Annotated in this window: 24 protein-coding genes; 9 read left to right on the top strand and 15 right to left on the bottom strand. The window is 67.7% G+C overall.

Going from position 1 to position 25,806, the window contains the following annotated elements; genetic code table 11:
• Positions 1-59 precede the first annotated feature (59 nt).
• Both HLH21_RS01740 and HLH21_RS01735 read left to right on the top strand, forming a co-directional pair.
• Entirely contained in the window at positions 60-2,747 is a 2,688-nt protein-coding gene (locus HLH21_RS01740) for a TonB-dependent receptor plug domain-containing protein (RefSeq protein ID WP_182940515.1), read from the top strand.
• A gap of 116 nt (positions 2,748-2,863) precedes the next feature.
• Positions 2,864-3,067 (top strand): hypothetical protein, encoded by a 204-nt coding sequence (locus HLH21_RS01735; protein ID WP_182940514.1) that lies wholly within the window; start codon positions 2,864-2,866, stop codon positions 3,065-3,067.
• A 53-nt stretch (positions 3,068-3,120) separates the two neighbouring features.
• Here HLH21_RS01735 and HLH21_RS01730 read toward each other — a convergent pair whose 3' ends face one another.
• Positions 3,121-5,352, bottom strand: coding sequence for a methyl-accepting chemotaxis protein (locus HLH21_RS01730; protein ID WP_182940513.1), 2,232 nt, complete (start codon positions 5,350-5,352; stop codon positions 3,121-3,123).
• Here HLH21_RS01730 and HLH21_RS01725 point away from each other — a divergent pair.
• Positions 5,341-5,535, top strand: a complete 195-nt coding sequence (locus HLH21_RS01725; protein ID WP_182940512.1) for a hypothetical protein — start codon at positions 5,341-5,343, stop codon at positions 5,533-5,535. The two genes, HLH21_RS01730 and HLH21_RS01725, sit on opposite strands and share 12 nt — an antisense overlap.
• Before the next feature lie 197 nt (positions 5,536-5,732).
• Here HLH21_RS01725 and HLH21_RS01720 read toward each other — a convergent pair whose 3' ends face one another.
• The 7 genes from HLH21_RS01720 to HLH21_RS01690 all read right to left on the bottom strand — a co-directional run bounded on the left by HLH21_RS01720 (position 5,733) and on the right by HLH21_RS01690 (position 12,675).
• Positions 5,733-6,665 carry an electron transfer flavoprotein subunit alpha/FixB family protein gene (locus HLH21_RS01720; protein ID WP_182940511.1) on the bottom strand — a complete coding sequence of 311 codons (933 nt, stop codon included), beginning with the start codon at positions 6,663-6,665 and terminating at the stop codon, positions 5,733-5,735.
• A gap of 2 nt (positions 6,666-6,667) precedes the next feature.
• A complete protein-coding gene (locus tag HLH21_RS01715) occupies positions 6,668-7,417 on the bottom strand; it encodes an electron transfer flavoprotein subunit beta/FixA family protein (RefSeq protein ID WP_182940510.1) in 750 nt (249 codons plus the stop codon).
• Between the two features lie 77 nt (positions 7,418-7,494).
• The gene (locus HLH21_RS01710) at positions 7,495-9,132 is read right to left on the bottom strand and encodes an electron transfer flavoprotein-ubiquinone oxidoreductase (RefSeq protein ID WP_182940509.1); all 1,638 of its coding nucleotides are present in this window, start codon (positions 9,130-9,132) and stop codon (positions 7,495-7,497) included.
• Positions 9,133-9,266: 134 nt separating this feature from the next.
• Positions 9,267-9,947, bottom strand: a complete 681-nt coding sequence (locus HLH21_RS01705) for a 2OG-Fe(II) oxygenase (protein ID WP_182940508.1) — start codon at positions 9,945-9,947, stop codon at positions 9,267-9,269.
• Positions 9,931-11,292, bottom strand: coding sequence for an oxygen-independent coproporphyrinogen III oxidase (gene hemN / locus HLH21_RS01700; protein ID WP_264811661.1), 1,362 nt, complete (start codon positions 11,290-11,292; stop codon positions 9,931-9,933). Before hemN ends, HLH21_RS01705 begins: the two co-directional genes overlap by 17 nt.
• A gap of 13 nt (positions 11,293-11,305) precedes the next feature.
• A complete protein-coding gene (locus HLH21_RS01695; RefSeq protein ID WP_182940506.1) occupies positions 11,306-12,106 on the bottom strand; it encodes an OmpW/AlkL family protein in 801 nt (266 codons plus the stop codon).
• A gap of 89 nt (positions 12,107-12,195) precedes the next feature.
• Positions 12,196-12,675, bottom strand: coding sequence for a hypothetical protein (locus HLH21_RS01690; protein WP_182940505.1), 480 nt, complete (start codon positions 12,673-12,675; stop codon positions 12,196-12,198).
• Between the two features lie 189 nt (positions 12,676-12,864).
• Here HLH21_RS01690 and HLH21_RS01685 point away from each other — a divergent pair, with 189 nt between their 5' ends.
• Entirely contained in the window at positions 12,865-13,617 is a 753-nt protein-coding gene (locus tag HLH21_RS01685; RefSeq protein WP_182940504.1) for a Crp/Fnr family transcriptional regulator, read from the top strand.
• A gap of 35 nt (positions 13,618-13,652) precedes the next feature.
• Here the strand turns inward: HLH21_RS01685 and HLH21_RS01680 are convergent, their stop codons facing one another.
• The gene (locus HLH21_RS01680) at positions 13,653-14,882 is read right to left on the bottom strand and encodes an AI-2E family transporter (protein WP_182940503.1); all 1,230 of its coding nucleotides are present in this window, start codon (positions 14,880-14,882) and stop codon (positions 13,653-13,655) included.
• Between the two features lie 284 nt (positions 14,883-15,166).
• Here HLH21_RS01680 and pqqA point away from each other — a divergent pair, with 284 nt between their 5' ends.
• Genes pqqA through pqqE form a run of 5 tightly spaced genes read left to right on the top strand, consistent with a single transcriptional unit; the run spans position 15,167 to position 18,392 of the window.
• On the top strand, positions 15,167-15,247 hold the full coding sequence (gene pqqA, locus HLH21_RS01675) for a pyrroloquinoline quinone precursor peptide PqqA (protein ID WP_182940777.1): 81 nt from the start codon (positions 15,167-15,169) through the stop codon (positions 15,245-15,247).
• 56 nt (positions 15,248-15,303) lie between these two features.
• Complete coding sequence (pqqB, locus tag HLH21_RS01670) at positions 15,304-16,227, top strand: pyrroloquinoline quinone biosynthesis protein PqqB (protein ID WP_182940502.1); 924 nt, start codon at positions 15,304-15,306, stop codon at positions 16,225-16,227.
• Positions 16,228-16,237: 10 nt separating this feature from the next.
• The gene (gene pqqC, locus HLH21_RS01665) at positions 16,238-16,975 is read left to right on the top strand and encodes a pyrroloquinoline-quinone synthase PqqC (protein ID WP_182940501.1); all 738 of its coding nucleotides are present in this window, start codon (positions 16,238-16,240) and stop codon (positions 16,973-16,975) included.
• A complete protein-coding gene (gene pqqD, locus HLH21_RS01660) occupies positions 16,972-17,286 on the top strand; it encodes a pyrroloquinoline quinone biosynthesis peptide chaperone PqqD (RefSeq protein ID WP_246379027.1) in 315 nt (104 codons plus the stop codon). Before pqqC ends, pqqD begins: the two co-directional genes overlap by 4 nt.
• 23 nt (positions 17,287-17,309) lie before the next feature.
• Positions 17,310-18,392, top strand: coding sequence for a pyrroloquinoline quinone biosynthesis protein PqqE (gene pqqE / locus HLH21_RS01655; protein ID WP_220789634.1), 1,083 nt, complete (start codon positions 17,310-17,312; stop codon positions 18,390-18,392).
• Positions 18,393-18,631: 239 nt separating this feature from the next.
• Here pqqE and trmB read toward each other — a convergent pair whose 3' ends face one another.
• The 6 genes from trmB to HLH21_RS01625 form a co-directional block, all read right to left on the bottom strand.
• Positions 18,632-19,363: a tRNA (guanine(46)-N(7))-methyltransferase TrmB gene (gene trmB, locus HLH21_RS01650; RefSeq protein ID WP_182940499.1), complete on the bottom strand. Its 732-nt coding sequence runs from the start codon at positions 19,361-19,363 to the stop codon at positions 18,632-18,634.
• 19 nt (positions 19,364-19,382) lie between these two features.
• On the bottom strand, positions 19,383-20,570 hold the full coding sequence (metK, locus tag HLH21_RS01645; RefSeq protein ID WP_182940498.1) for a methionine adenosyltransferase: 1,188 nt from the start codon (positions 20,568-20,570) through the stop codon (positions 19,383-19,385).
• Positions 20,571-20,719: 149 nt separating this feature from the next.
• Positions 20,720-21,493: a 4-hydroxy-tetrahydrodipicolinate reductase gene (dapB, locus tag HLH21_RS01640; RefSeq protein WP_182940497.1), complete on the bottom strand. Its 774-nt coding sequence runs from the start codon at positions 21,491-21,493 to the stop codon at positions 20,720-20,722.
• Between the two features lie 171 nt (positions 21,494-21,664).
• Positions 21,665-22,792, bottom strand: coding sequence for a molecular chaperone DnaJ (gene dnaJ / locus HLH21_RS01635; protein ID WP_182940496.1), 1,128 nt, complete (start codon positions 22,790-22,792; stop codon positions 21,665-21,667).
• 185 nt (positions 22,793-22,977) lie between these two features.
• Positions 22,978-24,888, bottom strand: a complete 1,911-nt coding sequence (gene dnaK / locus HLH21_RS01630; RefSeq protein ID WP_182940495.1) for a molecular chaperone DnaK — start codon at positions 24,886-24,888, stop codon at positions 22,978-22,980.
• Positions 24,889-25,094: 206 nt separating this feature from the next.
• A complete protein-coding gene (locus tag HLH21_RS01625) occupies positions 25,095-25,736 on the bottom strand; it encodes a nucleotide exchange factor GrpE (RefSeq protein ID WP_182940494.1) in 642 nt (213 codons plus the stop codon).
• Positions 25,737-25,806 lie beyond the last annotated feature (70 nt).

Raw genomic sequence — 25,806 nt, 5'->3', positions numbered from 1 at the left:
GGTTTTCATCTGTCTTCCTGCCAAGACCACCCCGCACGCGACAGCAGGACACACGATTCATGACAGCCTACCGCCGGCCCATCCTTCGATCCGTTCTTCTTCTGACGGCAGGGGCCTCCATCCTTACGCCGCCGGCCCTGGGCGCGACGTCCGGCACCACCGCCGTGCATATTGCCCGGCAGCCGCTCGGTCAGGCGCTGGAGGCACTGGGACGCCAGACGGGGCAGAGCATCGTCTTCCCGCCCGAACTGGTCGCCCATCTTCAGGCCCCGGCGATCAACGGCACCATGACGCCCGACGAAGCCGCCCACCGGCTGCTGTCCGGCAGCGGCATGACGGTGGAGCCCATGCCGGGCGGCGGCCTGGTCGTGCACAAGGCCAGCGCCGCCCCTTTCAGGCGCACCGCGCGCAAAGTGCGCGCAAGCCGGGCCGATAGCATCGAGCAGATCGTCGCCACCGGCCATCACACCCGATCGGTCATGAGCATCAGCGGCGACCAGATGCAGGAGATGATGCCCGGCCAGAACCCCATGCAGGCGCTCGACCTGCTGCCCGGCGTGACCTTCACGAACGTCGATCCGTGGGGCAACAACGAACAGAATTCCAGCATTTTCGTGCATGGATTTTCCAATACCCAGCTGGGCTACACGCTGGACGGCGTTCCGCTGGGAGCGGGTGCGTACGGCAACTACAACGGTCTTTCCCCGCAGCGTGCGGCCATCAGCGAAGATATCGGGCGTACCTCGCTGTCATCGGGCGCCGGTGCGCTGGGAACGGCCTCGACCAGCAACCTGGGCGGGACGATCGAATTCACCACGCGCGATCCCAAGCAGAAGGCGGGGGCCACGATCCGTCAGACTTTTGGCGAGTACTCCACCTTCCGGACCTTCGCCCGTGTCGATACCGGCCGTTTCGGCAACGGAAATGCGGCCTATTTCGCGTTCGCCCGGCAGGATGCCCGCCCGTGGAACCTCGGCCCGGCCAATCGCCAGGGCGGTTATCAGGTCAATGGCAAGTTCGTCCACAAGGATGAAAACACGGCCGTCACCGCATATTTCGACTGGCAGAACAAGGCCGAGCCGAACACGCAGGGCCTGACCGCCCCCACCGATCTTTATGCCCGCGGCGCCTTCTATCCCGACCTCGATGCGGCGATGGCGAACTATCCCTCCGAGTCCTCGAAGGCGAAAGCGCCGGGCGCGCCGAACAACCTGTATTACTTTTCCGCCGCCCAGCGGACCGACTACCTGACTTACGTGAATATTTCCCACAAGTTCGCGCCGAACCTGACGTGGGACAACCAGCTGTATTTTCACTACGATGACGGCGCGGGGGTGGTCGCCACCTCGGTCCGCACGAATGCCATCCTGACCATTCTGGGCTCGTACCTCGATCCGACGGGCACGAAATACATCAAGAACGGCCAGTTCACCTACAGCGTCGCCGGTATCGACCCGAAGGTCTGGGACGCGACCGGCGGAACCGGCTATGCCGTCCGCACCACGGAATATGACGATTACCGTGGCGGCCTGATGAGCACCCTGCATTATCATATCGGCCACCATAATATCGAAATCGGCGGCTGGTATGAACGCAACAACAACAGCCAGGGCCGCTACTGGTACCCTCTGACCACCACGAATACGCTGACGCCGTACGAAACGCCGAAAAACCCGCTGTTCACGCAATGGAACAACGTGTTCTTCACCAATACGTTCGTCACCCACCTTCAGGATACCTGGCGGGTCACGCCCCATCTGATACTGACGGCGGGGTTCAAGTCGGAACTGGTCTATACCAACGGCACGCTGCCGGTCGCGGCATTACCGCAATCCCTTGCGGCCGCGGTGACGGGCGCCAAGACGCTGGTGGATACAAGCACCCATACTGTTCCGGGTGGCACGATCCCGTCCGTCGAGCCGTTCCTTCCCGCGTTCGGCGCGTTGTGGAGCTTCACGCCGCATGAACAGCTCTTCGCCAACATCCAGGAGAATATGAACTCCTTTGCCCAGACCGGGTACGGTTCGACCTCTCCGTGGGCCGTCACCACCCAGGATGCGTTCGAGGAATTCAGGCGGACAGGCAAGCCCGAGACGTCCTGGACCTACGAGACCGGCATCCGCACCAGCCATCCGCTGCGGGCCGGCCCGCTGACGGGCATCAGCGGACAGCTCGAATATTACCATGTGGATTTCTACAACCGTCTGGGCGCCATCAAGCCGCCGAACCAGGGCATTTCCGGCGTGGGCGGCACCGTCGCCAACCTGGGCAACGTCTCGACGGACGGCATGGACCTGTCCTTCACGCTCCGCTTCGGTCCGCATTTCTCCGTCTACGATACGGTCTCGTATATCAGCAGCATCTACGGCAACGACTTCATGGACGGCGCCACGCTGTATGCGACCAAGGGCAAGAAGGTGCCCGCCATTCCGGTCTGGTCCGACAAGTTTGTCGTCAGCTATAATCAGGGTGGTTTCAATGCCCAGTTGAATGGCAGCTACATGGGTGTGCGCCCCGGCACGCTGACCAACAGCGTCATGGTGCCGCCGCGCCTGCTGCTGGGCTTCAGCTCCGGCTACACGTTCCAGCATATTCCGCACATGGACAGCCTGAAGCTGCAATTCAACATCAGCAACCTGACGAATGCCCGCTCGTGGTCGTCCCTCACCCCCGGTGATGCCGACACCTATGTGGGATACCCCACCCCGCCGCGCATGTTCTTCGGAACGATCGGCGCGTCTTTCTGACGAACAGGCGCCCGGCCCCCTGGTGTGACACCCCGAGGTCGGGCGCCGCGCGCAAGATCAATGATGAACGTCGCCTGCCGTGTTATGCTGTGCCCTGCACAGCGGAGGCAGGCCCCATGTCCAGACTGACCGAGGAAGAACGCGCGGCGTTGCCGGACACGGATTTCGCGTTACCGGGGCGGCGTTACCCGATCCCGGACGCGGCGCACGCGCGCGATGCCCTGGCGCGGGCCAGCGCGATGCTGAACGAGGGGCATCTGAGCCCCGATGAGTATGAGACCGTCGTCCGCCGCGCCCGGGCGCGGCTGGGCGAAGAATAGGCCGGGCCTTCCCGCCAGAACCAGCTCGTTGATCCATGATCGGGTCCAGGGCCTCAGGCCCTGGTGGGTTCGGGCAAGGCCCGGCCTGCCTTGCGGGGCCCCGACGGAGAGGCGTTGGGGCTTTCGGGCAGCCGGAAGCGGTTGATGAGGGCCGCCAGTCTTTCCGTCTCGCCTGCCAGTTGGCGGGAGGCGGCGCGGGAGTGGTCGGCGGCGGCGGCGTTCTTCTGGGTCGTCTGGTCCATGGAACTGACTGCGGTATTGATTTCCGACAGGCGAGCGGATTGCTCCTGCGCCGCCACCAGGATGTGATTCAGGCTGTCGCTGATCCGGGCGATAAAGTCCGAAATATCCTCGAGCGTCTTTCCGGTATCGCTGACACATTTCGAACCCGTCCGGATCTCGGAACCGGTCTTGCGGACCAGGGTGCCGATGTCCTTCGCCGCCTCGGCGCAGCGCAGGGACAGGGCCCGCACCTCGCTGGCGACGACCGCGAAGCCCCGGCCGGCCTCGCCGGCCCTGGCGGCCTCGACAGCCGCGTTGAGCGCCAGGATATTGGTCTGGAACGCGATGCCGTCGATGGCTTCGACGATGGTGACGATCTGCCTGGAACTTTCCTCGATCCGCTGCATCGCCTGATGGGTCTGTTGCATGATTGCAGAAGAGGCGGTGGCGGAGCCGCGTGCCTGCAGGCCGATTTTCTGCGCGTCTCCGATCTGCGCGGCCGAACTGGCCACGCTTTGCGTCGTCTCATTGACCGCGGCGGCCGTTTGCTCCAGCGCGGCCGCCTGCTGTTCGGTGCGCCGGGCCAGGCTTTCCGCCCCGGAAGCGACGTCCGACGTTCCCGTGCGGATGACCCGGCCCGACCCGGCGATTTCCGATAGCGCATCGGCGAGCTGACGGACGGACTGGTTGAAATTCCGCCGCAGGGGCTCGAATTCCAAGGGCAGGCTGTCGCTCAGTTCAACGGACAGGTCGCCCTTCGCCAGCTTGCCCAGGCCCGCGTCCATCGTGCGGATGACCCGGTCGACGTTTCTGATCTTTGCTTCTTCCTCCTGCCTGGCCTTCTGTTCGAGCCGTTCGTGCCGGCGGCGGGTTTCCGCCGCTTCCGCCTCGGCATGCCGGGCCTTCAGCAGCGCGGCGCGGAAGCCTTCCAGGCCTTGGGCGACCATGCCGATCTCATCCCGCCGGTTCGTCCCCGAAATCCTGTCGTCATACCTGCCATGGCTGAGATCGGACACGGCGGCGAGCAGGTTCCGGAACGGCTTCCTAATCAGCTTCCCCGAGATGAGGTAGATGAGCAGCACCGACAGCATCATGAGGACGAAGCCCGACGTCACGAGCGCGACGACATTGTCGCGCACCGGGGTATTGAGGGCGGAGACCGGCACATCGACGACCAGGGTCCAGACATTGTCGAAGCCCGGTATCACGAAGGGGATCAGGATGCGCTCCTGCGTGCCGCCCTGGAAACCCCGGATGATCTGGACCTTGCGGGTGGAAACCGCCCGGGCAAGTTCGCCTGCCCCTTCCCCCTTGTAGGGCTGCATCAGCAGCGTCTCGTCCGGATTCGCGATCCAGAGCATATCCTCGGAGATCAGCGCGATGTTCCTGCTGCCGAATATGTGCGCGTTGCCCAGCAGGGTGACGATCCAGTCGAGCGGCGTGTCGATGCCGGTCACGCCGATCTTTTTGCCGTCGAAGACCACGGGATAGGCGAACGAGACCATTTCCACATGGTTGCTCTCCGCCACATAGGGGGCCGTCAGTATGCCGTTCCCCCTGGCCATCGGCAAAGTATACCAGGGATGGTCGTACTGTTCCTTGATGGCGTGATATTCGATGGATTTATCGGCCCTGCGGGTAAAATAGGGAAAGAATATCCCGTTCGCATTGCTGCCGATTGCGTGGGCGTCCCTGCGGCCGTCGAAACCCGAGGGCGTTTCCTCCATCCACATGCCAAAGCTGTCGGTGAAGCGCGTCTCGCTTTCATTGAGCAGGCTGAGGACTTCCGCCCGGTTGCCGGTCCCGGCCTTGTGGGAAGCCTCGAGCGAGCCGGCTGTGCTGCGGACTATCGCATTCTGTTGGGACATTCGCGTCACGATCTGGTCGACCAGGATCCGGCTCTGCGCGACGGCTTCCGAGAATACGCTTTTTTCGACCTGGGACTTCATCATCCATGCCGAAATCGTCACGGCCATCGCCTGGATGACGATGAAGGCGAGACCGCATATCAGGACAATTCGCGTGGGCAGGCTGTTCCAGGGACGATTCGAATGACCAAGCATCAGGAACTCTATCCTTATACTCTCATACAGCCTTCCAACGGGCAAATGTCATCGTTATTAACTCATATCGTTTCCAATGAAAAACAATTTACCGCGCGAAAAACCGCCGGAATGCTGCGGGAAGGTCGGGCGCTGCCCGAACCCGGCAAGGGCCTCGGCCCTTGCATCCCATTCGTTGCATGAAGTCCTGGGCTTCCAAAGAGCTTGGCCCTTTGGTGGGTCAAGGGCAACGCCCCATAGGCGCGAAGGTCGCATGTCGCAAGAATCTCAGGGCGCTGCCCTGAAACCCGCCAAAGGCCACAGGCCTTTGGAAACCAATCCGTTATCCATGATCGGGGTCCAGGGCCTCAGGCCCTGGTGGGTCGGGCAGAACCCGGAAATCAGCCGGCCTTGTCCAGCGCGGCCTCAAGCTGCGGCAGGACCTCGAACAGGTCGCCGACCAGCCCGTAATCGGCGACCTGGAAGATCGGGGCCTCGGGGTCCTTGTTGATCGCGACGATGACCTTGCTGTCCTTCATGCCGGCCAGATGCTGGATCGCACCGGAGATGCCGACGGCGATGTACAGCTCGGGCGCCACGATCTTGCCGGTCTGCCCGACCTGGTAGTCGTTGGGCACGAAACCCGCATCGACGGCCGCGCGCGACGCGCCGATGGCCGCCCCCAGCCGGTCGGCCAGCGGTTCGAGTCGCTTGAAATTCTCCTCGTTCTGCATGCCGCGCCCACCCGAGACGATGACGCGCGCGGAATCCAGTTCCGGCCGCTCGGATTTCGAGCGTTCGATGGACACGAATTCCGACACCGCCGGGGCTTCGGGCGCCGTCACATCGCGCACCGCGGCGCTGCCGCCCTCGGCCGGGGCCGGGTCGAAATTCGAGGCGCGGACCGTCAGCACCTTCTTCGCATCCGACGATCTGACCGTCGCCAGCGCGCTGCCGGCATAGATCGGGCGGACGAAGGTCTCGGCATCGACGACCGACACCACGTCGGGGATCGGCTGCACGTCCAGCAGGGCCGCCGCACGCGGCAGCACATTCTTGGCGGTGGCGCCCGACGCCGCGACGATATGGCTGTACTCCCCGGCCAGCGACGCGACCAGGGCGGCCAGCGGTTCGGCCAGGTCGTGGGCGCTGCCGGCGTCGGTCGCGCGCAGCACCTGCGCGATACCGGGGATCCGCGCGGCGGCGGCGGCAACGGCGGCGTCACCGGTGACCAGGGCGTGCACGTCGCCCAGGGCCAGGGCCGCCGTGACGGCGGAACGGGAGGCCTGCCTGATCGCGCCGGCCTCGTGGTCCAGCAGAACGAGTACGGTCATGGTCAGATCACCTTCGCTTCGTTACGCAGACGCGCCACCAGGTCGGCGGCGGACTCGACCTTGACGCCCGCCTTGCGCGCCGGCGGCTCGGCCACCGACACGATGGTCAGGCGCGGCGTCACATCCACCCCCAGATCGCCGGGGGCCACCGTTTCCATCGGCTTCTTGCGCGCCTTCATGATGTTGGGCAGCGAGGCATAGCGCGGCTCGTTCAGGCGCAGGTCGGCCGTCACGATCGCCGGCAGGGCCAGCGACACGGTTTCCAGCCCGCCGTCGATTTCGCGCGTCACCACGGCGCGGCCGTCGGCGATTTCGACCTTGCTGGCGAAGGTGCCCTGCGCCCAGCCCAGCAGGCCGGCCAGCATCTGGCCGGTCGCGTTCATGTCGTCGTCGATCGCCTGCTTGCCCAGGATCACCAGGTCCGGGCTTTCCTTCGCCACCAGCGCCTTCAGGACCTTGGCGACGCCCAGCGGTTCCACCGCCACGTCGGTCAGGACCAGGATGGCGCGGTCCGCCCCCATCGCCAGCGCGGTACGCAGCGTGTCCTGCGCCTGCTGCACGCCGATCGATACCGCCACGATCTCGGTCGCGATGCCCTTTTCCTTCAGGCGCACCGCTTCCTCGACCGCGATCTCGTCGAAGGGGTTCATCGACATCTTCACGCCGGCCGTCTCGACACCCGTGCCGTCCGCCTTCACGCGGGGCTTGATGTTGAAATCGATCACGCGTTTTACCGGGACAAGAACCTTCATTTGATGTCTTTGCCTGTTGCCTTCAGAGGGAGGGGATGTCCGTTCAGGACGCCCCCATACCGCATTTCACCGGAAAATCACATCCCGCCCGGATAGTTCGGGCCGCCCGCGCCCTCGGGCGTGACCCAGTCGATGTTCTGGGCCGGGTCCTTGATGTCGCAGGTCTTGCAGTGCACGCAGTTCTGCGCGTTGATCTGCAGGCGCGGCGCGGTGTCGGTATCGACGGCCTCGTACACCGCCGCGGGACAGTAGCGGCTTTCGGGCGAGCGGAACACGTCCCAGTTGACCGTCTTCCACAGGTCGGGGTTACGCACCTTCAGGTGGACCGGCTGGTCTTCCTCGTGGTTCGTGGCGGACAGGAAGACCGAGGACAGGCGGTCGAAGGTGATCTGGCCGTCCGGCTTGGGATAGGCGATCGGCGTCGAGACGGTGGCGGATTCCAGGACCTCGTTATCCGCGTGGCGGTGGTGCAGGGTCCACGGCGCGCGCCCGCGCAGCAGCATGGCGTCGATCCCGGAATAGAGCGCGCCGCCCTTCATGCCGAACCGCGCGAAGGCCGGGCGGATATTGCGGACCTCGCGCAGTTCCTGCCACAGCCACGACTGCCGCACGCGCCTGGTATAGGACGCGGGTTCGGCCTTGCCGGCCGCCATCGCCTCGGCCACCGCCTCGGCCGCCAGCATGCCGGATTTCATGGCGGTGTGGGTGCCCTTGATCTTGGGCACGTTCAGGAAGCCCGCCGCGTCGCCGACCAGTGCGCCGCCGGGGAAGGTCAGGCGCGGTACCGATTGCAGCCCGCCCTCGGACAGGGCGCGGGCGCCATAGGCGATGCGCCGGCCGCCCTCGAAGAACCCGCGGAAGGACGGATGCAGCTTCAGGCGCTGCATCTCGTCGAACGGCGACAGCCAGGTGTTGGGGTAGTCCAGGCCGACGACGAAGCCGTAGGACACCAGATTCTCGCCGAAATGGTACATCCACGCGCCGCCATAGGTCCGGTCGTCCAGCGGCCAGCCGAAGCTGTGCTGCACCAGGCCGGGGCGGTGCCGGTCCTTCGGGATTTCCCACAATTCCTTGATGCCCAGGCCGTAGGTCTGCGGGTCCACGCCCTTGCGGAGGTTGTACATCGCCATCGCCCGCTTGGTCAGCGAACCGCGGCAGCCTTCGGCGAACAGGGTGTAGCGGGCGCGCAGCTCCATGCCGGGCGCATAGTTCGCGCCGGGCTGGCCGTCACGGCCGATGCCCATGTCGCCGGTGGCCACACCCACCACGCGGCCGTCTTCCTCCAGGATTTCGGCGCCGGCGAAGCCGGGATAGATCTCGACGCCCAGTTCCTCGGCCTGGGCGGCCAGCCAGCGGCAGACATCGCCCAGGCTGACGATGTAGTTGCCGTGATTACGCATGTGCGGCATCACGCGGTCCAGCATCGGCACCGCGTAGCCCCGGCTTTCGGTGAGGTAGAGCATCGCCTCCTCGCTCACCGGGGTGTTCAGCGGCGCGCCGCGTTCCCGCCAGTCGGGCAGCAGTTCCGCCAGCGCCCTGGGTTCGATCACCGCGCCCGACAGGATATGGGCGCCGATCTCGCTCCCTTTCTCGATCAGGCACACCGTCGCGTCGGGCGCCAGTTGCCGCAGCCGGATGGCCGCCGCCAGGCCGGCCGGACCGCCGCCGACAATGACCACATCGAATTCCATCGTCTCGCGCGCGTGTTCGGTCATACCTCTCTCGGTCCTGCTGCGCCATGATCGGGGGGAGCCACGGCCTGGGTGGAAAATCCTGGATGCATTCCTAGAACCGAACCGGGCCGAAAAGCAAAAAAATGACCGTGGCGTGCCCGGCCGCCGGCCGGGAATCAGCCCGTCGGGCCGAAGGCCAGTTCATGGGTGGCGCACCATTCCGGGCCGACGAAATTGACGATCAGCGACCGGCGCAGGCCCCGGATGGGGCGGCGCACAAACCCGTGCCAGCTATCGGAAGCCGGCACGAACAGCAGGCCGGAATTGAATGCCCCGGACGCCCGGGCGACGGCGCGCCCATCGCCGGTCATCAGGTCGGTCCCCCAGTCGGCGGCATCGGCATCGGTCGACAGCGACACCAGAAGCGTCAGCTTCTTGGCCCCGATATCGGTATGGGGTTCCAGCCAGAACCCGTCCGTGTCCAGGCACAGTTCCAGCCGCAGCGCCGTCCCCGCCAGCCGCGCGCCGCACAGGCCCGCCAGCGCCTGCCGCGTCGCGGGGGCGTCGAACATGTCGGCCAGGACGGCCAGGCCAGGGACCCGCGCGCGTTGGGACGGGGTGACGAAGACCCGATCGGCATTCCGGGCCTCACGCCGGCCGCCGGTGTCGCCGCCCTGGGCCGCGCGGCCGGGGTCCCAGTCCAGCAGGGCCGCCACGCAGGCGGGCGGCAGCAGGTCGGCCAGCGTCCAGTGCGCGAACGGCCAGTCCCCGCCGCGCGCCGCAGCCAGCGACGCGGCGAGGCAGGCCCGCGCCGCCCCGGCCGGACTCACATCGCTCTGTTCAGATGGCGGCGGCATGCCGTGTCACGTCGGCGGGCGCGCGGTAGGCGTCGAACAGGGCGGCGACCGTACGCAGGAACGGCCGTCCGGCTTCGGTGACGCGGATCACCGGGCCGTCCAGCGTCACGAACCCGTCCGCCGCCAACTGTCCCAGCGCGGGCGCGGCGTCCGCGAAGCAATCGTCCGGCGCGGCGTGGCGACGGGCGATATCGGCCAGGTCGGCGCGCAGGTCGCACATCAGCGCCTCGATCACGTCGGCCCGCAGCCGGTCCTGGGCGGTGCGGCGCACGCCGCGCACGACCGGCAGGATGCGCTCGGGGTCGGCCAGCAGCCGGGCATAGGCGGCGGTGGTCGTCGCATTCTGGGTCAGGCCCGGCCCGAAGGCGGAAATCGCCGAGGCGCCGACGCCGACCAGCACCGACGCCGGATCGACGGTATAGCCCTGGAAATTGCGGCGCAGCGTTCCGGCCTCGGCGGCCAGGGCCATGCGGTCGGCCGGCCGCGCGTAATGGTCCAGCCCGATGGCCCGATAGCCCGCGCGGCGCAGCACCGCGTCGATCCGCGCGCGCTGGGCCAGGCGGTCGGCCGGGCCGGGCAGGGCGGGGGCGGGCAGCAGGGCCTGCCGCTTCTGCTTCCAGGGCACGTGGGCGTAGCCGAACACCGCCAGCCGGTCGGGGCGCAGGGCCGCGACCGAGGCGGCGGTGTCGCCGACACCCTGCTCGGTCTGGTGCGGCAGGCCGTAGATCAGGTCGATATTGACGGACCGGATACCGGCGTCGCGCACCCGCCGGATGCAGTCCGCGGTCTGTGCGTGGCTCTGGATCCGGCCGCAGGCGCGCTGCACCTCGGGGTCGAGGTCCTGCACGCCAAGGCTGACGCGATTGAAGCCCAGCGCCCCCAGCAGGGGCGGATAGTCGTCGGGCAGGTAGCGGGGGTCGAGTTCGATGGCGATTTCGGCGCTGTCCTCGACGCTGAACAGGCGGCGGATGGTCTGCATGACCTGCCGCAGGGTGCCGGGCGGCAATGTGGTGGGCGTGCCGCCGCCCCATTGCACATGCGACACCGGGCGCCCGGGGCCGAGCCGTTCGGCCACGCGCGACAGCTCGTCGATCAACAGCGCGCCGTAGGCAGCCCGCCCGTCGGGGTTACGCATCACGGCGGTGTTGCACCCGCAGAACAGGCACAGCGCATCGCAGAACGGCACATGCAGATACAGCGACAGCGCCGCCCCCGTCGGGACGGCGCGCAGCCAGGCATCGGCGTCCGCCGGGCCGATATCCCCGGTGAACTGCGCCGCCGTCGGGTAGCTGGTATAGCGCGGCAGGTTCCCCCCGTACCGGGACAGGAGGTCGGGAGAAACCACCGCGGTCACGGGATCAGAACCGGTATTCGATACCGGCGCCGACGACCGTCGGGTCGAGCGAATCATGCGCCCGGATGAACGGATGACCGGCGCCATCGACGCCGCCGCGATCGTTCGCCCAGGCATGCATACGCATGAACATCTGCTTGACGTCGAAGTTGAAGAACCAGTTGCCGACCAGCTGGTAGTCGAAGCCGGCATTGACCGACGGGCCGCCGGTGAAGCCGACATTCAGCTTCTGCACCAGGCCGCCGGCCGGAGAGACGTTGTGGAACCAGGCCATCGTGCCGCCAACGCCCACATAGGGGTTGAAGCGCTTGTGCGGACGGAAATGCCAGGCGAACGTCACGGTCGGCGGCAGGACCCAGGCGCTGCCGACATCGACATGGGCGGAGCCGCCCACGTCCTCGGCCGCGACCTCGTGCCGCGTGCTGGCGGCGATCAGGTCAACCGACAGGTTGTCGGTGAAGAAATATTCGAACGTCAGTTCCGGCATCACCTGGCGGGTGGTCTTGATCCGGCCCGGCACCGCCGCCCCGGCGACCCACAGCTTGCTGTCGCGGTCTTCGGGCATCACGCCCAGCGCCGACAGGCGGATCAGGAAGTCGCCCTTGCCCAGGCCGATCTTGGTGCTGGCGCAGGTTTCGAACAGCCCGCAGTGCCCGCCATGCGCGGACGGCGGCGCGACAACCGGGGCGACGACCGGCGCGTTCACGTAGGCCGACGGGGTGGCGGTCTGCGCGTATCCCGTGATGGGCGCCAGCATCGCCATGCCGGCCGCCAACTGGAAGGCAAGGCTACGGGTCAGTTTCATTCGTTTCAGGCCTCTTGATCTTTATAGCGATGAACACATCGTGTGGTCAGGCAAAGATCACGGGCACCCGCATGCCGCCTTGACATGAATCAAGATGCTCCGGCGGGTGGATCCGCCACCAGCCGCACCGTGACGGCGCCCGCTTCCCGGTGGCCCCGCGCCGCCAGGCCGGCCCGCAATGCCGGCGCGGCGCCCGGAATCATCGTCCGGACCGCGCCGCAGCGGGCCTGCCGCGCAAGGGCGTCCAGCGCCGGCAGGAAGGCGTCCAGCACCGCCCCGTCATCGCCGAAGGTCAGGACGATGAAATGCTCGGCCGTCAGAACCCGGCCGAAACGCATATCTGCGTCGCAATGAAAGGATATCAGGCCGCAGGGAAAGCCACCGGCGCCGTGGCGCGCCACCAGCATCCCCTGCCGCAGGCGGGGGCCGGGCCGTGCGGCGCGCCGCGCGGTACGCATCCACAGGCTACGGTCCATTGCCGGAAAGGCCGACCGGACGAGGGGATAGAGCAGGGCAATGTCGTCGGGCCGCAGCAGGTCGACGACAATGCGGGAGGCATATTTGTCCAACGGCGGCCCGGCCTTCTTCCTGTCATTGCCGGGGGACGCTCGCGATCACGGCCCTTTCGGGCATTGATTCAGATCAACTCTGGTCGCATCCTGCGCCGATGTCGTGTCCCGCCGGGGAGCCCTGCCCCCCGGCGGACCACTGGCCCGTCCACCCCGGACGGGTTTGAACCGGGAGGAGCCCGGAGCACAATGCCTGACCAGACCACCTGCCAGTTCGAGGCCCGGCCCCGCCGTATCGCCCTGGCTGGCGCGCATCGCAGCCCGGAATACTGCCTGACCTGCGGCGTCCGCGCCCGTAGCGTGTGCAGCGTCGTGGACGATGCCGATATCGCCCGGCTGGCGGAAACGGCGGTCGAGACGCTGGTGCTGCCGGGCCGCTGCTTCATCGAGGAAGGCGGGCCGGCGACCGATTTCTTCAATATCACCTCGGGGACCGTCAAGCTGTTCAAGGCGCTGCCGGACGGGCGGCGGCAGATCACCGGCTTTGCCGGGACGGGCCATTTCCTGGGGCTGGCGGTATCCGACCATTACGCCTTCGGGGCCGAAGCGCTGGACACCGTAAGGCTGTGCCGGTTTTCGCGCGCGCGGATGCGGCATCTGCTGGACGATTTCCCCCGGATGGAGCGCCGCCTGCTGGAGGAAGCATCGAACGAGCTGGTCGCGGCCCAGAACCAGATGCTGCTGCTGGGCCGCAAGACCGCGCGCGAACGGGTGGCGAGCTTCCTGCTGGACCGCATGCAGGACGCCCTGGACCCCACCGGGGTCGTCCCCCTGCCGATGACCCGCGCGGACATCGCCGATTACCTGGGCCTGACGATCGAGACCGTCAGCCGGACACTGAGCTGGCTGCGCCGCGAGGGCATGATCGCCATCGGCAAGGGCCACGCCATCCACATCGCCGCGATGCCGCGGCTGGAAGCCCTGGCCAGCGGCGACGCCTGAGAGCCTGTTGAAGATCCGCCCCGGGGCCTGTCACGTCAGTCCGCGTGCCATTTCGAGCGTCCGGGCATTATCGCGGACTGGACCGTGCGCGGGCGCGTGGGGCCACCGACGATATGGCCGATCGGCGTCAGCACGTCGACATGGTCGCAGATGATCTTGAAGACCGCCAGCAGCGGGACCGACAGGAACGCCCCCCACACGCCCCACAGCCAGTCCCAGAACATCAGCGAGCCCATGACCAGCACCGGGTTCAGGGTGAAGCGGCGGGCCAGCACCATGGGGGTGATCGTCTCGCCTTCCATCAGGTGGATGCACAGATAGACCGCCGGCGGCAGCAGCGCCTGCAGGATCGAGGGAAAGACGAACAGGCTGACCACGAAATAGACCACGATGCCGGTCATCGGCCCGATGATGGGGATATAGTTCAGCAGGAACGCGACCACCCCCCACAGCAGCGGGTTGGGCAGGCCGAACACCCAGCATTGCACCATGTTCGCCAGCCCCACCAGCACGTTGATGATCGTGATCGTGGTCAGGTACAACGAGACGTTGCGTTCGATCTGATAGGCGATCTGCACCGCGCGGCGCTTGTCGGCGAATGTCGGCATGATCTCGACGAAGCGGCGCAGCAGGCTGTCGCCCTGCGCCAGCAGGAAGAACAGCATCAGCATCATCGTGAACAGCTGCCCGACGAAGGCGCGGGTGCCCAGCAGGACGCTGGAACCGAACGTGCCCAGCCCCCCGCCGGGCGTCGATGACGGCGCCAGCAGCACGACCTGCGCGCCGCCGCCATGGCTGCGCTGGCCGCCGACGACCGACAGGAAGTTCGCGATACGGTCGTTGGCCGCCTGGATCATCTGGATCGGGCCGCGCAGCACCACCAGGTGGGCCTGCAGCGCCGCCATCGTCTGCGGGGCGCGGGCGATCCAGCCGGCCGCGGGGACGGAAATCGCCGTCCCGATGGCGCCCACGACCCCGAACACGCACAGGATCAGCAGCAGCGCCGCCAATGTCTTGGGCAGGCGCAGGCGGAAATGCAGCATCCGCATCGGCGCCGACAGCAGCAGGTTCACCACCAGCGCCAGCACGATGGGCAGGATGATCGCCGCCGCGAAATACAGGGTGTAGAAGACCGCCAGGATCGTCAGGACCAGCAGGCACACCGTCTGCACGCTCATGCGGCTGCGCCGCACGACCTCGATCGCGCGCTGCTGCTGATGCGCTTCAAAGGTGGCGGCGTCGTCGATATCGGGTACAGGCGGCATGGCCCTGTCTCATGGCTTGGCGCTCCGCCGGACCGGCCGGCGCCTTGGCTTGGGGGTAGTCTTCCGCCACCGCGCGCGCAAGGCACAAGTGACGGCGCATCGGTGCCCCGCACCGCGCGCAACGACAGGCCATATCACAGGAACGTGAGGCCGTACGCGCCCACGCAAGGTTGATTTGCACGCATCAGGCCTTGAATCTGCCGGCGATCGGGTCTCACATCCCGCAAGGAAGGGGGATCGTCCCCTGCACCGCCCCTGTGGGCAACCGGACGACGGAGGATATCATGGCCTGGACTGCACCCAAGATCACCGAAATTCCGCTGGGCGCGGAAATCAACACCTACGTTTGCGGCGAAAAGAAATAAGCCGTGCACGCCGCCCGTCTCGCGCGGGCGGCGATTTTCTTCTAGACCTGTCGGTCATGATCGACATCATTGTTCTCGGCGCGGCGGCGGGCGGCGGCTTCCCGCAATGGAATTCCAACGCCAACGGCTGCAGGCGCGCCAGGGCCGGAGATCCGGCGGCGCCGGCCCGCACCCAGGCCTCCATCGCCATCAGCGGCGACGGCCGGCACTGGTTCGTCGTCAACGCCTCGCCCGACTTGCGTACGCAGATCGGCCAGACCGAGGCGCTGCATCCGCGGGACGGCCTGCGCTCCACCCCCATCGCCGGGGTGATCCTGACCGGCGGCGAGGTCGATACCGTCACCGGCCTGCTGACCCTGCGCGAACGCCAGCCCTTTACCCTGCTGGCGACGCGGCCGGTGCTGGACCTGCTGGACGCCAACCCGATCTTCGAGGCCCTGGACCGGGCAGTCGTCGCCCGCGTCGCCCTGCCGCTGGACGTCCCCTGGGCGCTGACGCTGCCTGACGGCGCGCCGGCCGGCCTGACGATCACCGCGTTTCCGGTGCCCGGCAAGGTGCCGCTCTACACCGAGAGCGGGCCGGACCCGGCGGCGATCGTCGAGAATGGCGAGACGATCGGACTGGCGATTTCCGACGGGACGCGGCAGGCGTTCTTCATCCCCGGATGCGCGCGCATGACCGACGCCCTGCGCGCGCGCCTGCGCGGCGCCGAGCTGGTGTTCTTCGACGGCACGCTGTGGCGGGATGACGAGATGATCCGCGCCGGTGTCGGCCAGAAGACCGGCCAGCGGATGGGCCACATGTCCGTCGCCGACGACGGTGGCGCCATTGCCGCGTTCGCCGATCTGGACGTCCGGCGCAAGGTGCTGATCCACATCAACAATTCAAACCCCGTCCTGCTGGCGGACAGCCCCGAGCACCGGGCGGCCCGCGACGCCGGATGGGACGTCGCTTATGACGGCATGAGACTCACGACATAAGGATCGCGGCATGACCAGCCAGCCTGTTTCCCCCGACGCGCTGGAGGCCGCCCTGCGCGCCATCGGCGCCGAGCGGTACCACAACCTGCATCCGTTCCATCGGGCGCTGCATGGCGGGACGCTGACCCGGCCGCAGGTACAGGCCTGGGCGCTGAACCGCTATTACTACCAGTGCCGGATTCCGGCGAAGGACGCGACGCTGCTGGCGCGCCTGCCGACGGCGGAGCTGCGGCGGGAATGGCGGCGGCGGCTGGTCGACCATGACGGCGACGCGCCCGGCACCGGCGGCGTGGCCCGCTGGCTGAAGCTGACCGACGGGCTGGGGCTGGACCGGGCCTATGTCGAGTCCCTGGACGGGCTGCTTCCGGCGACGCGCTTCGCCGTCGATGCCTATGTCGATTTTGTGCGCGACCGGTCGATCCTGGAAGCCATTGCGTCCTCGCTGACCGAGCTGTTTTCCCCCACCATCATCAGCGAGCGCGTGGCGGGGATGCTGCAGCATTATGATTTCGTGACGCCCGAGACGCTGGCCTATTTCCAGCCCCGGCTGACGCAGGCGCCGCGCGATTCCGACTTCGCCCTCGCCTATGTCCGCGAGCACGCCCGCACCGCCGAGCAGCAGGCGGCCGTGCTGAACGCCCTGAAATTCAAGTGCGGCGTGCTGTGGGCGATGCTGGACGCGCTGGATTACGCCTATGTCGTGCCGGGAAACATCCCGCCCGGCGCCTTCCGCCCCGATCCGTCATGACCGACCGGCCCGCCATGGCAGCCGCCCCCACGGGGCCGGACATGGCCGAGGACGCGATCGTACGCTTCATGCGCGGCGTCCGCCTGCAGCATGACCGGGTGCGCGACCAATGGGTGATCCAGGCGCCGGAGCGCGCCTTCGTGCCCGACCCGATCGCCACCGCGATCCTGCGCCTGGTGGACGGGCAGCGGTCGGTGGGGGCCATCGTCGACCTGCTGGCCGCCCGGTTCGACGCCCCGCGCGCGACTATCGCCCACGATGTGCTGGCGATGGTCGCGGACCTGGCCGCGCGGCAGGTACTGACACGATGAGCACACCCGCCCCCTTGCCCCCGATGAGCCTGCTGGCGGAGCTGACGCATCGCTGCCCGCTGCAATGCCCGTACTGTTCCAACCCCCTGGCGCTGGATGGGCGGGAGGCCGAGCTTGCGACCGCCGACTGGATCGGCATCCTGGACCAGGCCGCCGAGATGGGGGTGTTGCAGGTTCATTTTTCCGGCGGCGAGCCGATGGCCCGGCCCGACCTGCCGGAACTGGTGCGGCACGCGGTCGCACGGGGGCTGTACACCAACCTCATCACCTCGGGCGTGCTGCTGAACGCGGCGACGTTCCGCCCGCTGGCCGAGGCCGGGCTGGACCATGTGCAACTGTCGTTCCAGGACGTCGATGCCGGCCCGGCCGAGCAGGTCGGCGGCATGAAGGGCGCGCAGGAAAAGAAGCTGGAGGCCGCGCGGATCGTCGTGGCGGACGGCATGCCGCTGACGCTGAATTTCGTCATCCATCGCGACAATGTCGAGCGCATCCCGCGCATGCTGGAACTGGCGCGTGCATTGGGCGCCCGCCGGGTGGAGATCGCCCATACCCAGTATTACGGCTGGGGGCTGGTCAATCGCGCCGCCCTGATGCCCAGCCGCGCCCAGCTGGACGAAGCCACGCAGGCGGTCGAGGACGCGCGCGCGCGCCTGGGGTCCAGCATGACCATTGATTATGTCACGCCGGATTACTACGCGGACCGGCCCAAGCCCTGCATGGGCGGATGGGGACAGCGGTTCGTCAATATATCGCCCGCCGGGCGGGTCCTGCCCTGCCATGCGGCCGAGACCCTCACGGGCGTGCCCTTCCCCGACATCCGCACCGCCACCCTGGCCGAGATCTGGCAAAACGCGCCGCTGTTCCGGCAGTTCCGCGGCACGGACTGGATGCCCGAACCCTGCCGGGGCTGCGAATTCCGCGAACAGGATTGGGGCGGCTGCCGGTGCCAGGCGCTGGCGCTGCTGGGCGATGCGGGGGCGACGGACCCGGTCTGCACCCGCTCGCCCCACCATGACCGGATCACGGCGATCCTGGACAGCCTGCCCGCCGACCCGCCGCCCTTTATCTATCGCCGGTTTGGCAACGCGCCCGGCGGCGAGCGATAATCGCGCAACGAAGGCAAGACGTTATAAAACGAATGGGATGCAAGGGCCGAGGCCCTTGCCGGGTTCGGGCGGAGCCCGACCTTCCCCAGCGGCCTGGGCCCGCGCGTCATCCTGTTGAAATTGACGTATAACCAGGGCTCTGCCCTGGACCCGGCAGGGCCTGAGGCCCTGCACCCCAAACATTTGATATCGAACGGGTTTCCAGAGGGCGACTACCCTTGGCGGGGACATCCCATGCGTCAGCGCCGCGTAAACACCCAGTACAGCGGCTGCCGCCCGGCGCGCAGGGCCTTGGCTTCGTAGCGGGTCGGGGGCCAGCCCTCGGGCCGTTCGGTGGCCGGGGGGGCGGTGTCGAACAGATCCTGCGCGCCCATGACCTCTTCCACCCAGGCCTGGTAGGTCGGGTCGTCGCTGGCGACGCGCCAGGTGGCGCCCGGCTTCAGCACGCGGGCGACCAGCTGGATCGTCGCGGGATGGACGAAGCGGCGCTTGGCGTGCCGGGCCTTGGGCCACGGGTCGGGGAACATCAGGAACATCCGGTCGATCGACTGTTCCGGCAGGGCGCGCAGCAGGGCACGCGCGTCCTCGTCCCACAGGCGCAGCAGGTCGGGGACCGGGGCCGTGCCTTCCTGCCCGTCCGGCACCAGCCGGGACAGCAGCGAGCACATGCCGTTCTCGAACACTTCGGAGGCGATATAGCCGACGTCGGGATGGGCCGCATGCTGGGCCAGCGAATGCTCGCCGCCGCCGAACCCGACCTCCAGCCACAGTTCCGAGGGCGAGCGGCCGAACCCACGCGCCGGATCGGCCAGCACGGAGGGGTCCAGCCGCAGACGCGGCAGCGTCAGGTCCAGCAGGCGCTGCTGGCGGGGACGCAGCGGGTGGCCCCGGTGCCGGCCGTACAGCCGGTCGGGCGACGCCTTGACGTCGGGGGCCGCCGGAGTCGCGGCGTCGTCCTGCCGTGCCGTCATGCTGCGCCTGGTGCGGCGATCAGCGGTTGAACGCGCCGCGCAGCGCGTCCACCAGGTCGGTCTGTTCCCAGGTGAAATTGTCGCGGGCGGCGTCCGGCGTCCGGCCGAAATGCCCATAGGCGGACGTTTCGGTATAGATCGGGCGGTTCAGGCGCAGGTGCTGGCGGATGCCGCGCGGCGTCAGGTTCATGACCTCGCGCAGGACGCTGCCCAGCTTCGCCTCGTCCACGTCCTTGCCGGTGCCGTCCAGATCGACATAGACCGACAGCGGATGCGACACGCCGATGGCGTAGGAGATCTGCAGGGTGCAGCGATCGGCCAGGCCGGCCGCCACGACGTTCTTGGCCAGGTAGCGGCAGGCATAGGCCGCCGAGCGATCGACCTTGGTCGGGTCCTTGCCCGAGAACGCGCCGCCGCCATGCGGAGCCGCGCCGCCGTAGGTGTCGACGATGATCTTGCGCCCCGTCAGGCCGCAATCGCCATCCGGTCCGCCGATGACGAACACGCCGGTCGGATTGGCGTAGAATTCGTCGTCCGGGCACATCCAGCCCTCGGGCAGGACGTCGCGCACGATCTCGCGCAGGGCGTCGCGGATCTCCGGCTGGCTGGCGCCCTCGTCATGCTGGGTGGAGATGACGACCGAGGTCGCGCCGACCGGGCGGCCATCGACATAGCGCAGCGTGACCTGGCTCTTGGCGTCGGGCTGCAGGTTGGCGACGCGGGCGTCGCCGGCCTTCCGCAGGTCGCGGATGCGGTGCAGGATGCCATGGGCGTAATAGAGCGGCGCCGGCATCAGCGTCTCGGTCTCGCGCGTGGCGAAGCCGAACATGATGCCCTGGTCGCCCGCACCCTCGTCCTTGTTCCCGGCGCTGTCGACGCCGACGGCGATGTCGGCGGACTGCGCGTGGAGGTAGCATTCGACGTTGGCGTTCTTCCACGAGAAGCCGGCCTGGTCGTATCCGATGTCGCGGATCGCGGCGCGCGCGCCCTCGATCAGGCTTTCGGTGGTGACCGAGGACGGTCCGCGCACCTCGCCGGCCAGGACCACCCGGTTCGTCGTCACCAGCGTTTCGCAGGCGACGCGGGATTCGCCATCAGCGGCCAGATAGGCGTCCAGAACGGTATCGCTGATCCGATCGGCAACCTTGTCGGGATGGCCTTCCGACACCGATTCCGATGTGAACAGAAAATCGCCTTTGTTACGCATGATGGTCCTGTCTACCTCGAAACGGTGAAAGATATGACGCCGCCGGGCATGCGGGGTCCAGGCGGGTCCGTTTGGCCGAATACCTACAGATCGTCAAGTGTTTTCACCGGATATCACGGTCCGATCCGGGGAATAGGGGCACCCGCCCGTCACGCCAGGCCGAGCACGTCTTCCATATTGTACAGACCGGGCGGGCGGTCGCGGACCCACCAGGCCGCGCGGACGGCCCCGGTTGCGAACACGCGTCGGTCGAACGCGCGATGGGTCAGGGCGATCTGTTCGGTGGCCGAGGTGAACAGCAGCGTATGTTCGCCCACGATCTGGCCGCCGCGCAGCACGGCGAAGCCGATGGCGTCCGCCCCGCGCGGGCCGGTATGGCCGGTCCGGCCGCTTTCGGTATGGGCGGCCAGGTCGATGCCGCGCCCGTCGGCCACGGCCTGCCCGATGGCCAGGGCCGTGCCGGACGGGGCATCGACCTTCTGGCGATGATGCATTTCCAGGATTTCGGCGTCGTAGCTGCCCGAGGGCAGGGCCGCCGCCATCTGGCGCGCCAGGCGCGTGACCAGCGTGACGCCGGGGGAATAATTCGCCGCCTGCACGACGGGGATGCGGCGCGCCGCGTCGCGCACCGCGTCCTGGTCGGCCGGCGACAGGCCGGTGGTGCCCAGCACCCAGGCCACCCCGGCCTGCGCCAGGATCGCGGCATGGTCGCGGATGGTGGTGGCATGGGTGAAATCAATCGCCACGTCGCAGCGCGGGGCCAGTTCGGCCAGGGTCGCGACCAGGCCGGGCGCCGCGGGGCCGGCGTCGCGCGTCGTGCCGCCAGCCAGCACGGCGCCGCTGGCCGCGACTTCCTCGCGCAGCAGGCGCCCGACCCGCCCGTTGATCCCGGCAATGCCGATCCGGACCGTCTGTGTCGTCATGTGCTTGTCCCGGACTCATGTCCCCGAAAAACGGTAGGCGGCGCGACCGGGGGATCGCGCCGCCTGGATATCCACGGTGCGAGTGGGGGGATCACCATGGACGACGTTTTCTACCGCTATCCCGAGCCCCTTTCAACAGCAGGAGCACGTCGGGCCTTGCCCGAACCCGATTCAGAGCTTGCCTTCGAAGAAGTCGCGGACCTTGCTGAAGAAGCCCGCGTTTTCGGGGTTGGCGCGGTCGTGGTCGCCGGCCTCGCCTTCGAATTCCTCCAGCAGTTCCCGCTGGCGCCTGGTCAGATGGCGCGGGGTCTCGACCGAGACCTGGATATACATGTCGCCGCGCGCCGACGACCGCAGCACCGAGAAGCCCTTGCCGCGCAGGCGGAAATTCTCGCCCGTCTGGGTGCCGGCAGGGATCTTCACCTTGGCGCGGGACCCGTCGACGACCGGCACCTCGATCTCGGTGCCCAGGGCGGCCTGCGCCATGCGAAGCGGCACGCGGCAATAGATGTTGGCGCCATCGCGCTGGAAAATCGGATGGGGTTCGACCGCGACATGGACGTACAGGTCGCCCGGGGTCGCGCCCTTGCCTCCGGCCTCGCCCTCGCCGGACAGGCGGATGCGCGTGCCGTCCTCGACCCCCGCCGGGATCGCGATCTCGAGCGTGCGATCCTTTTCCACCGTGCCGGCGCCATGGCAGACGGTACACGGGTTGCGGACCATCTTGCCGGTGCCATGGCAGGTCGGGCAGGCGCGTTCGACCAGGAAAAACCCCTGCTGGGCGCGGACCTTGCCGGCGCCGTGGCAGGTCGGGCAGGACACCGCCCCCTGGTCGCGGTCGGCCGAGCCGGTGCCGTCGCAGGACTCGCAGGTCACGCGGGTGGGCACGGTGATGGGCTTCTTCACCCCGGTGAAGGCCTCGACGAAGGAAATCGTCACCTGCACCTGGATGTCGCCGCCGGACCGGCGGCCGCCGCGACGCCCGCCCATCATGTCACCGAACATCTGTTCGAAGATGTCGCCCAGCCCGCCGCCGAAATCGAACCCGCCGCCACCGCCGGGGCCGCCGCCCTCGAACGCCGCGTGACCGAAGCGGTCGTAGGCCGCGCGCTTCTGCTCGTCCTTCAGGACGTCATACGCCTCGTTGATCTCCTTGAAGCGCGATTCCGCGGACTCGTCCCCCGGATTGCGATCGGGGTGGTACTGCATGGCCAGCCTGCGATACGCCTTTTTCAGCTCGTCGCCATTTGCATCGCGGGAGACTTCGAGAACGGCGTAGTAATCAAGCTTGGTGGCCATCATGGTCCTCACTGGCGGGGCCGTGCCGGAATGTCCGCACCGTCATGGGCAACGGACGCCCATCGGTTCGGCCCTGTCATACATGGAAAAAGCGCCCGCCTTCACAGAAGCGCGGGCGCCTTCGGTCGCTGGGGCGGCGCGGGGTGTGGTCCGCGCCGCCGGTCGTCGGGGTGTCTGTGCGACGGTCAGGCGGACTTCTTGTCGTCCACGTCCTCGAAATCGGCGTCCACGACCTTTTCGCCGTTCGGGCCGGTCGCGCCGGCGGCGCCGGCACCCGGGGCCGCCTCGGCCTGGCCGGCCTTGTAGACGGCCTCGCCGATCTTCATCGCCGCCTGGGACAGCGTGTCGGACGCGGTCTTCAGGGCGGCGGCGTCGCTGCCCTCAAGCGCCTTACGCACCGCGGCGATCGCGGCCTCGGCTTCGGCCTTGTCGCCGGCCGGGACCTTGTCGCCGGCCTCGGCCAGCGACTTCTCGACCTGATGCGCCAGGCTTTCGGCCTGGTTGCGGGCCTCGACCAGTTCCTTCTTGGCCTTGTCGGCCGACGCGTTGGCCTCGGCGTCCTTGACCATCTTCTCGATGTCGGCATCGGACAGGCCGCCCGACGCCTGGATCTTGATCTGCTGTTCCTTGTTGGTCGCCTTGTCCTTGGCGGACACCGACACGATGCCGTTGGCGTCGATGTCGAACGTCACCTCGATCTGGGGCACGCCGCGCGGGGCGGGGGCGATGCCGGTCAGGTCGAAATTACCCAGCAGCTTGTTGTCCGCCGCCATCTCGCGCTCGCCCTGGAACACCTTGATGGTCACGGCGCCCTGGTTGTCCTCGGCGGTCGAGAAGGTCTGGCTCTTCTTGGTCGGGATCGTCGTGTTGCGGTCGATCAGGCGGGTGAACACGCCACCCAGCGTCTCGATGCCCAGCGACAGCGGCGTCACGTCAAGCAGCAGCACGTCCTTGACGTCGCCCTTCAGCACCGCGCCCTGCACGGCCGCGCCGATGGCCACGACCTCGTCGGGGTTGACGTTGCGCGCGGGCTCCTTGCCGAAGAACTGCTTCACCGCCTCGATGACCTTGGGCATGCGGGTCATGCCGCCGACCAGGATCACCTCGTCGATCTCGGCGGCCGACACCGCCGCGTCCTTCAGGGCCGCGCGGCACGGCTCCATCGTGCGCTGGATCAGGTCGTCGACCAGGCTTTCCAGCTTGGCGCGGCTCAGCTTCAGCACCAGATGCTTGGGGCCCGAGGCGTCGGCGGTGATGAACGGCAGGTTGATCTCGGTCTCCTTGGAGGAGGAGAGTTCGATCTTCGCCTTTTCCGCCGCTTCCTTCAGGCGCTGCAGCGCCAGCTTGTCGGCGCGCAGGTCGATGCCCTGCTCGCGCTTGAACTCGTCGGCCAGGTAGCTGATGATCCGCGCGTCGAAATCCTCGCCGCCCAGGAACGTGTCGCCGTTCGTGGACTTCACCTCGATCACGCCGTCCGAGATTTCCAGGACCGACACGTCGAACGTGCCGCCGCCCAGGTCATAGACCGCGATGGTGCCGCCGTTCTTCTTCTGCAGGCCGTAGGCCAGCGCCGCCGCCGTCGGCTCGTTGATGATACGCAGCACTTCCAGGCCGGCGATGCGGCCGGCGTCCTTGGTCGCCTGGCGCTGTGCGTCGTTGAAGTACGCCGGGACGGTGATAACCGCCTGCGACACCGTCTCGCCCAGATAGGCCTCGGCGGTCTCCTTCATCTTGCCCAGCACGAAGGCGGCGATCTGCGACGGGGCGTATTTCTTGCCCTGCGCCTCGACCCACGCATCGCCATTGTCGCCGGCGACAATGGAATAGGGGACCAGGCCTTTGTCCTTGGTCACGGTGGGGTCGTCATAGCGGCGACCGATCAGGCGCTTGACGGCATACAGCGTGTTGGTGGGGTTGGTGACGGCCTGGCGCTTGGCGGACTGGCCGACCAGCATCTCGCCATTGTCGGCGAAGGCGACCATCGACGGCGTCGTGCGCGCGCCTTCGCTGTTCTCGATGACGCGGGTCTCGTCGCCTTCGCGGATGGCGACGCACGAATTGGTCGTGCCCAGGTCGATACCGATAACCTTGCTCATGAATGCTCTCCTCTCAGCGGCCCGACCCGGCCCGAAGCACCGGGTGGGACCCTAGATCCTGTTGTTCTGGCGGGTTGGACGGACTGTTTCACCACATCCGCGACCGTGCCGCCGAACCTGTCCTGCATGTATTCAGCCCCGTCCTTCGTTTCAAGGGGCGTTTCATGGGACAGGCGCCGGCCTGGCGCTTTCGCGGCCGGGGCGCCTCAGCCGCCGGTGTTGTCGGTCCCCGTCTTGTCCGGCGTCGGCGATCCCTTCGACACCACGACCATCGCGGGCTTCAGCAGGCGGCCGTGCAGGGTCCAGGCCGGCGTCCAGGCCTGGATCACGGTGCCATGGGGATGTTCGTCGCTGTGCTGTTCGGCCATCGCCTGGTGGTGGTTGGCGTCGAACGGCGTGCCGGCCGGGTCGGCGGCGGTGATGCCGTGGCGTTCCAGGATGCCGATGAACGAGCGCTCGGTGCTCTCGATCCCTTCGCGCATGCGCGCGATCAGCCGGTCCTCGCCTTCGGTCACGTGGGGCAGGCTGGCCAGCGCGCGCTTCAGGTTCTCGGCGGCCTCGACGACGTCGCGCGCGAATTTCTGGGTCGCGTACTGGCGCGCATCCTCGATCTCGCGCTTCGTGCGGGTCCGCAGGTTCTGCATCTCCGCCTCGGAGCGCATCCATTTCTCGCGCATGTCCTCCAGCGCGCTTTCCAGCTCCTGGATGCGGCTTTCGCCGCCTGCGCTGCCGGGGGCCTGGGCGGCGTCCTGGTCCGTTGCGGTACCGGACGGCTGGCCCGGCGGGAAGACGCCGGCCTCTCCGTTCGGAGAGTCGACGACGGGGGTGGGGTCTGTATCGTGGCTCATGCCTGATGAAGTAGGTGAGCCCGCGCCGATGGACAAGGCGTCGCGGGCGCGCGCGGCATGATGAATTTGC

The organism is Gluconacetobacter johannae (genome assembly GCF_014174305.1).
Lineage (GTDB): Bacteria > Pseudomonadota > Alphaproteobacteria > Acetobacterales > Acetobacteraceae > Gluconacetobacter > Gluconacetobacter johannae.
This window is presented reverse-complemented; position numbering and strand designations above follow the sequence as displayed.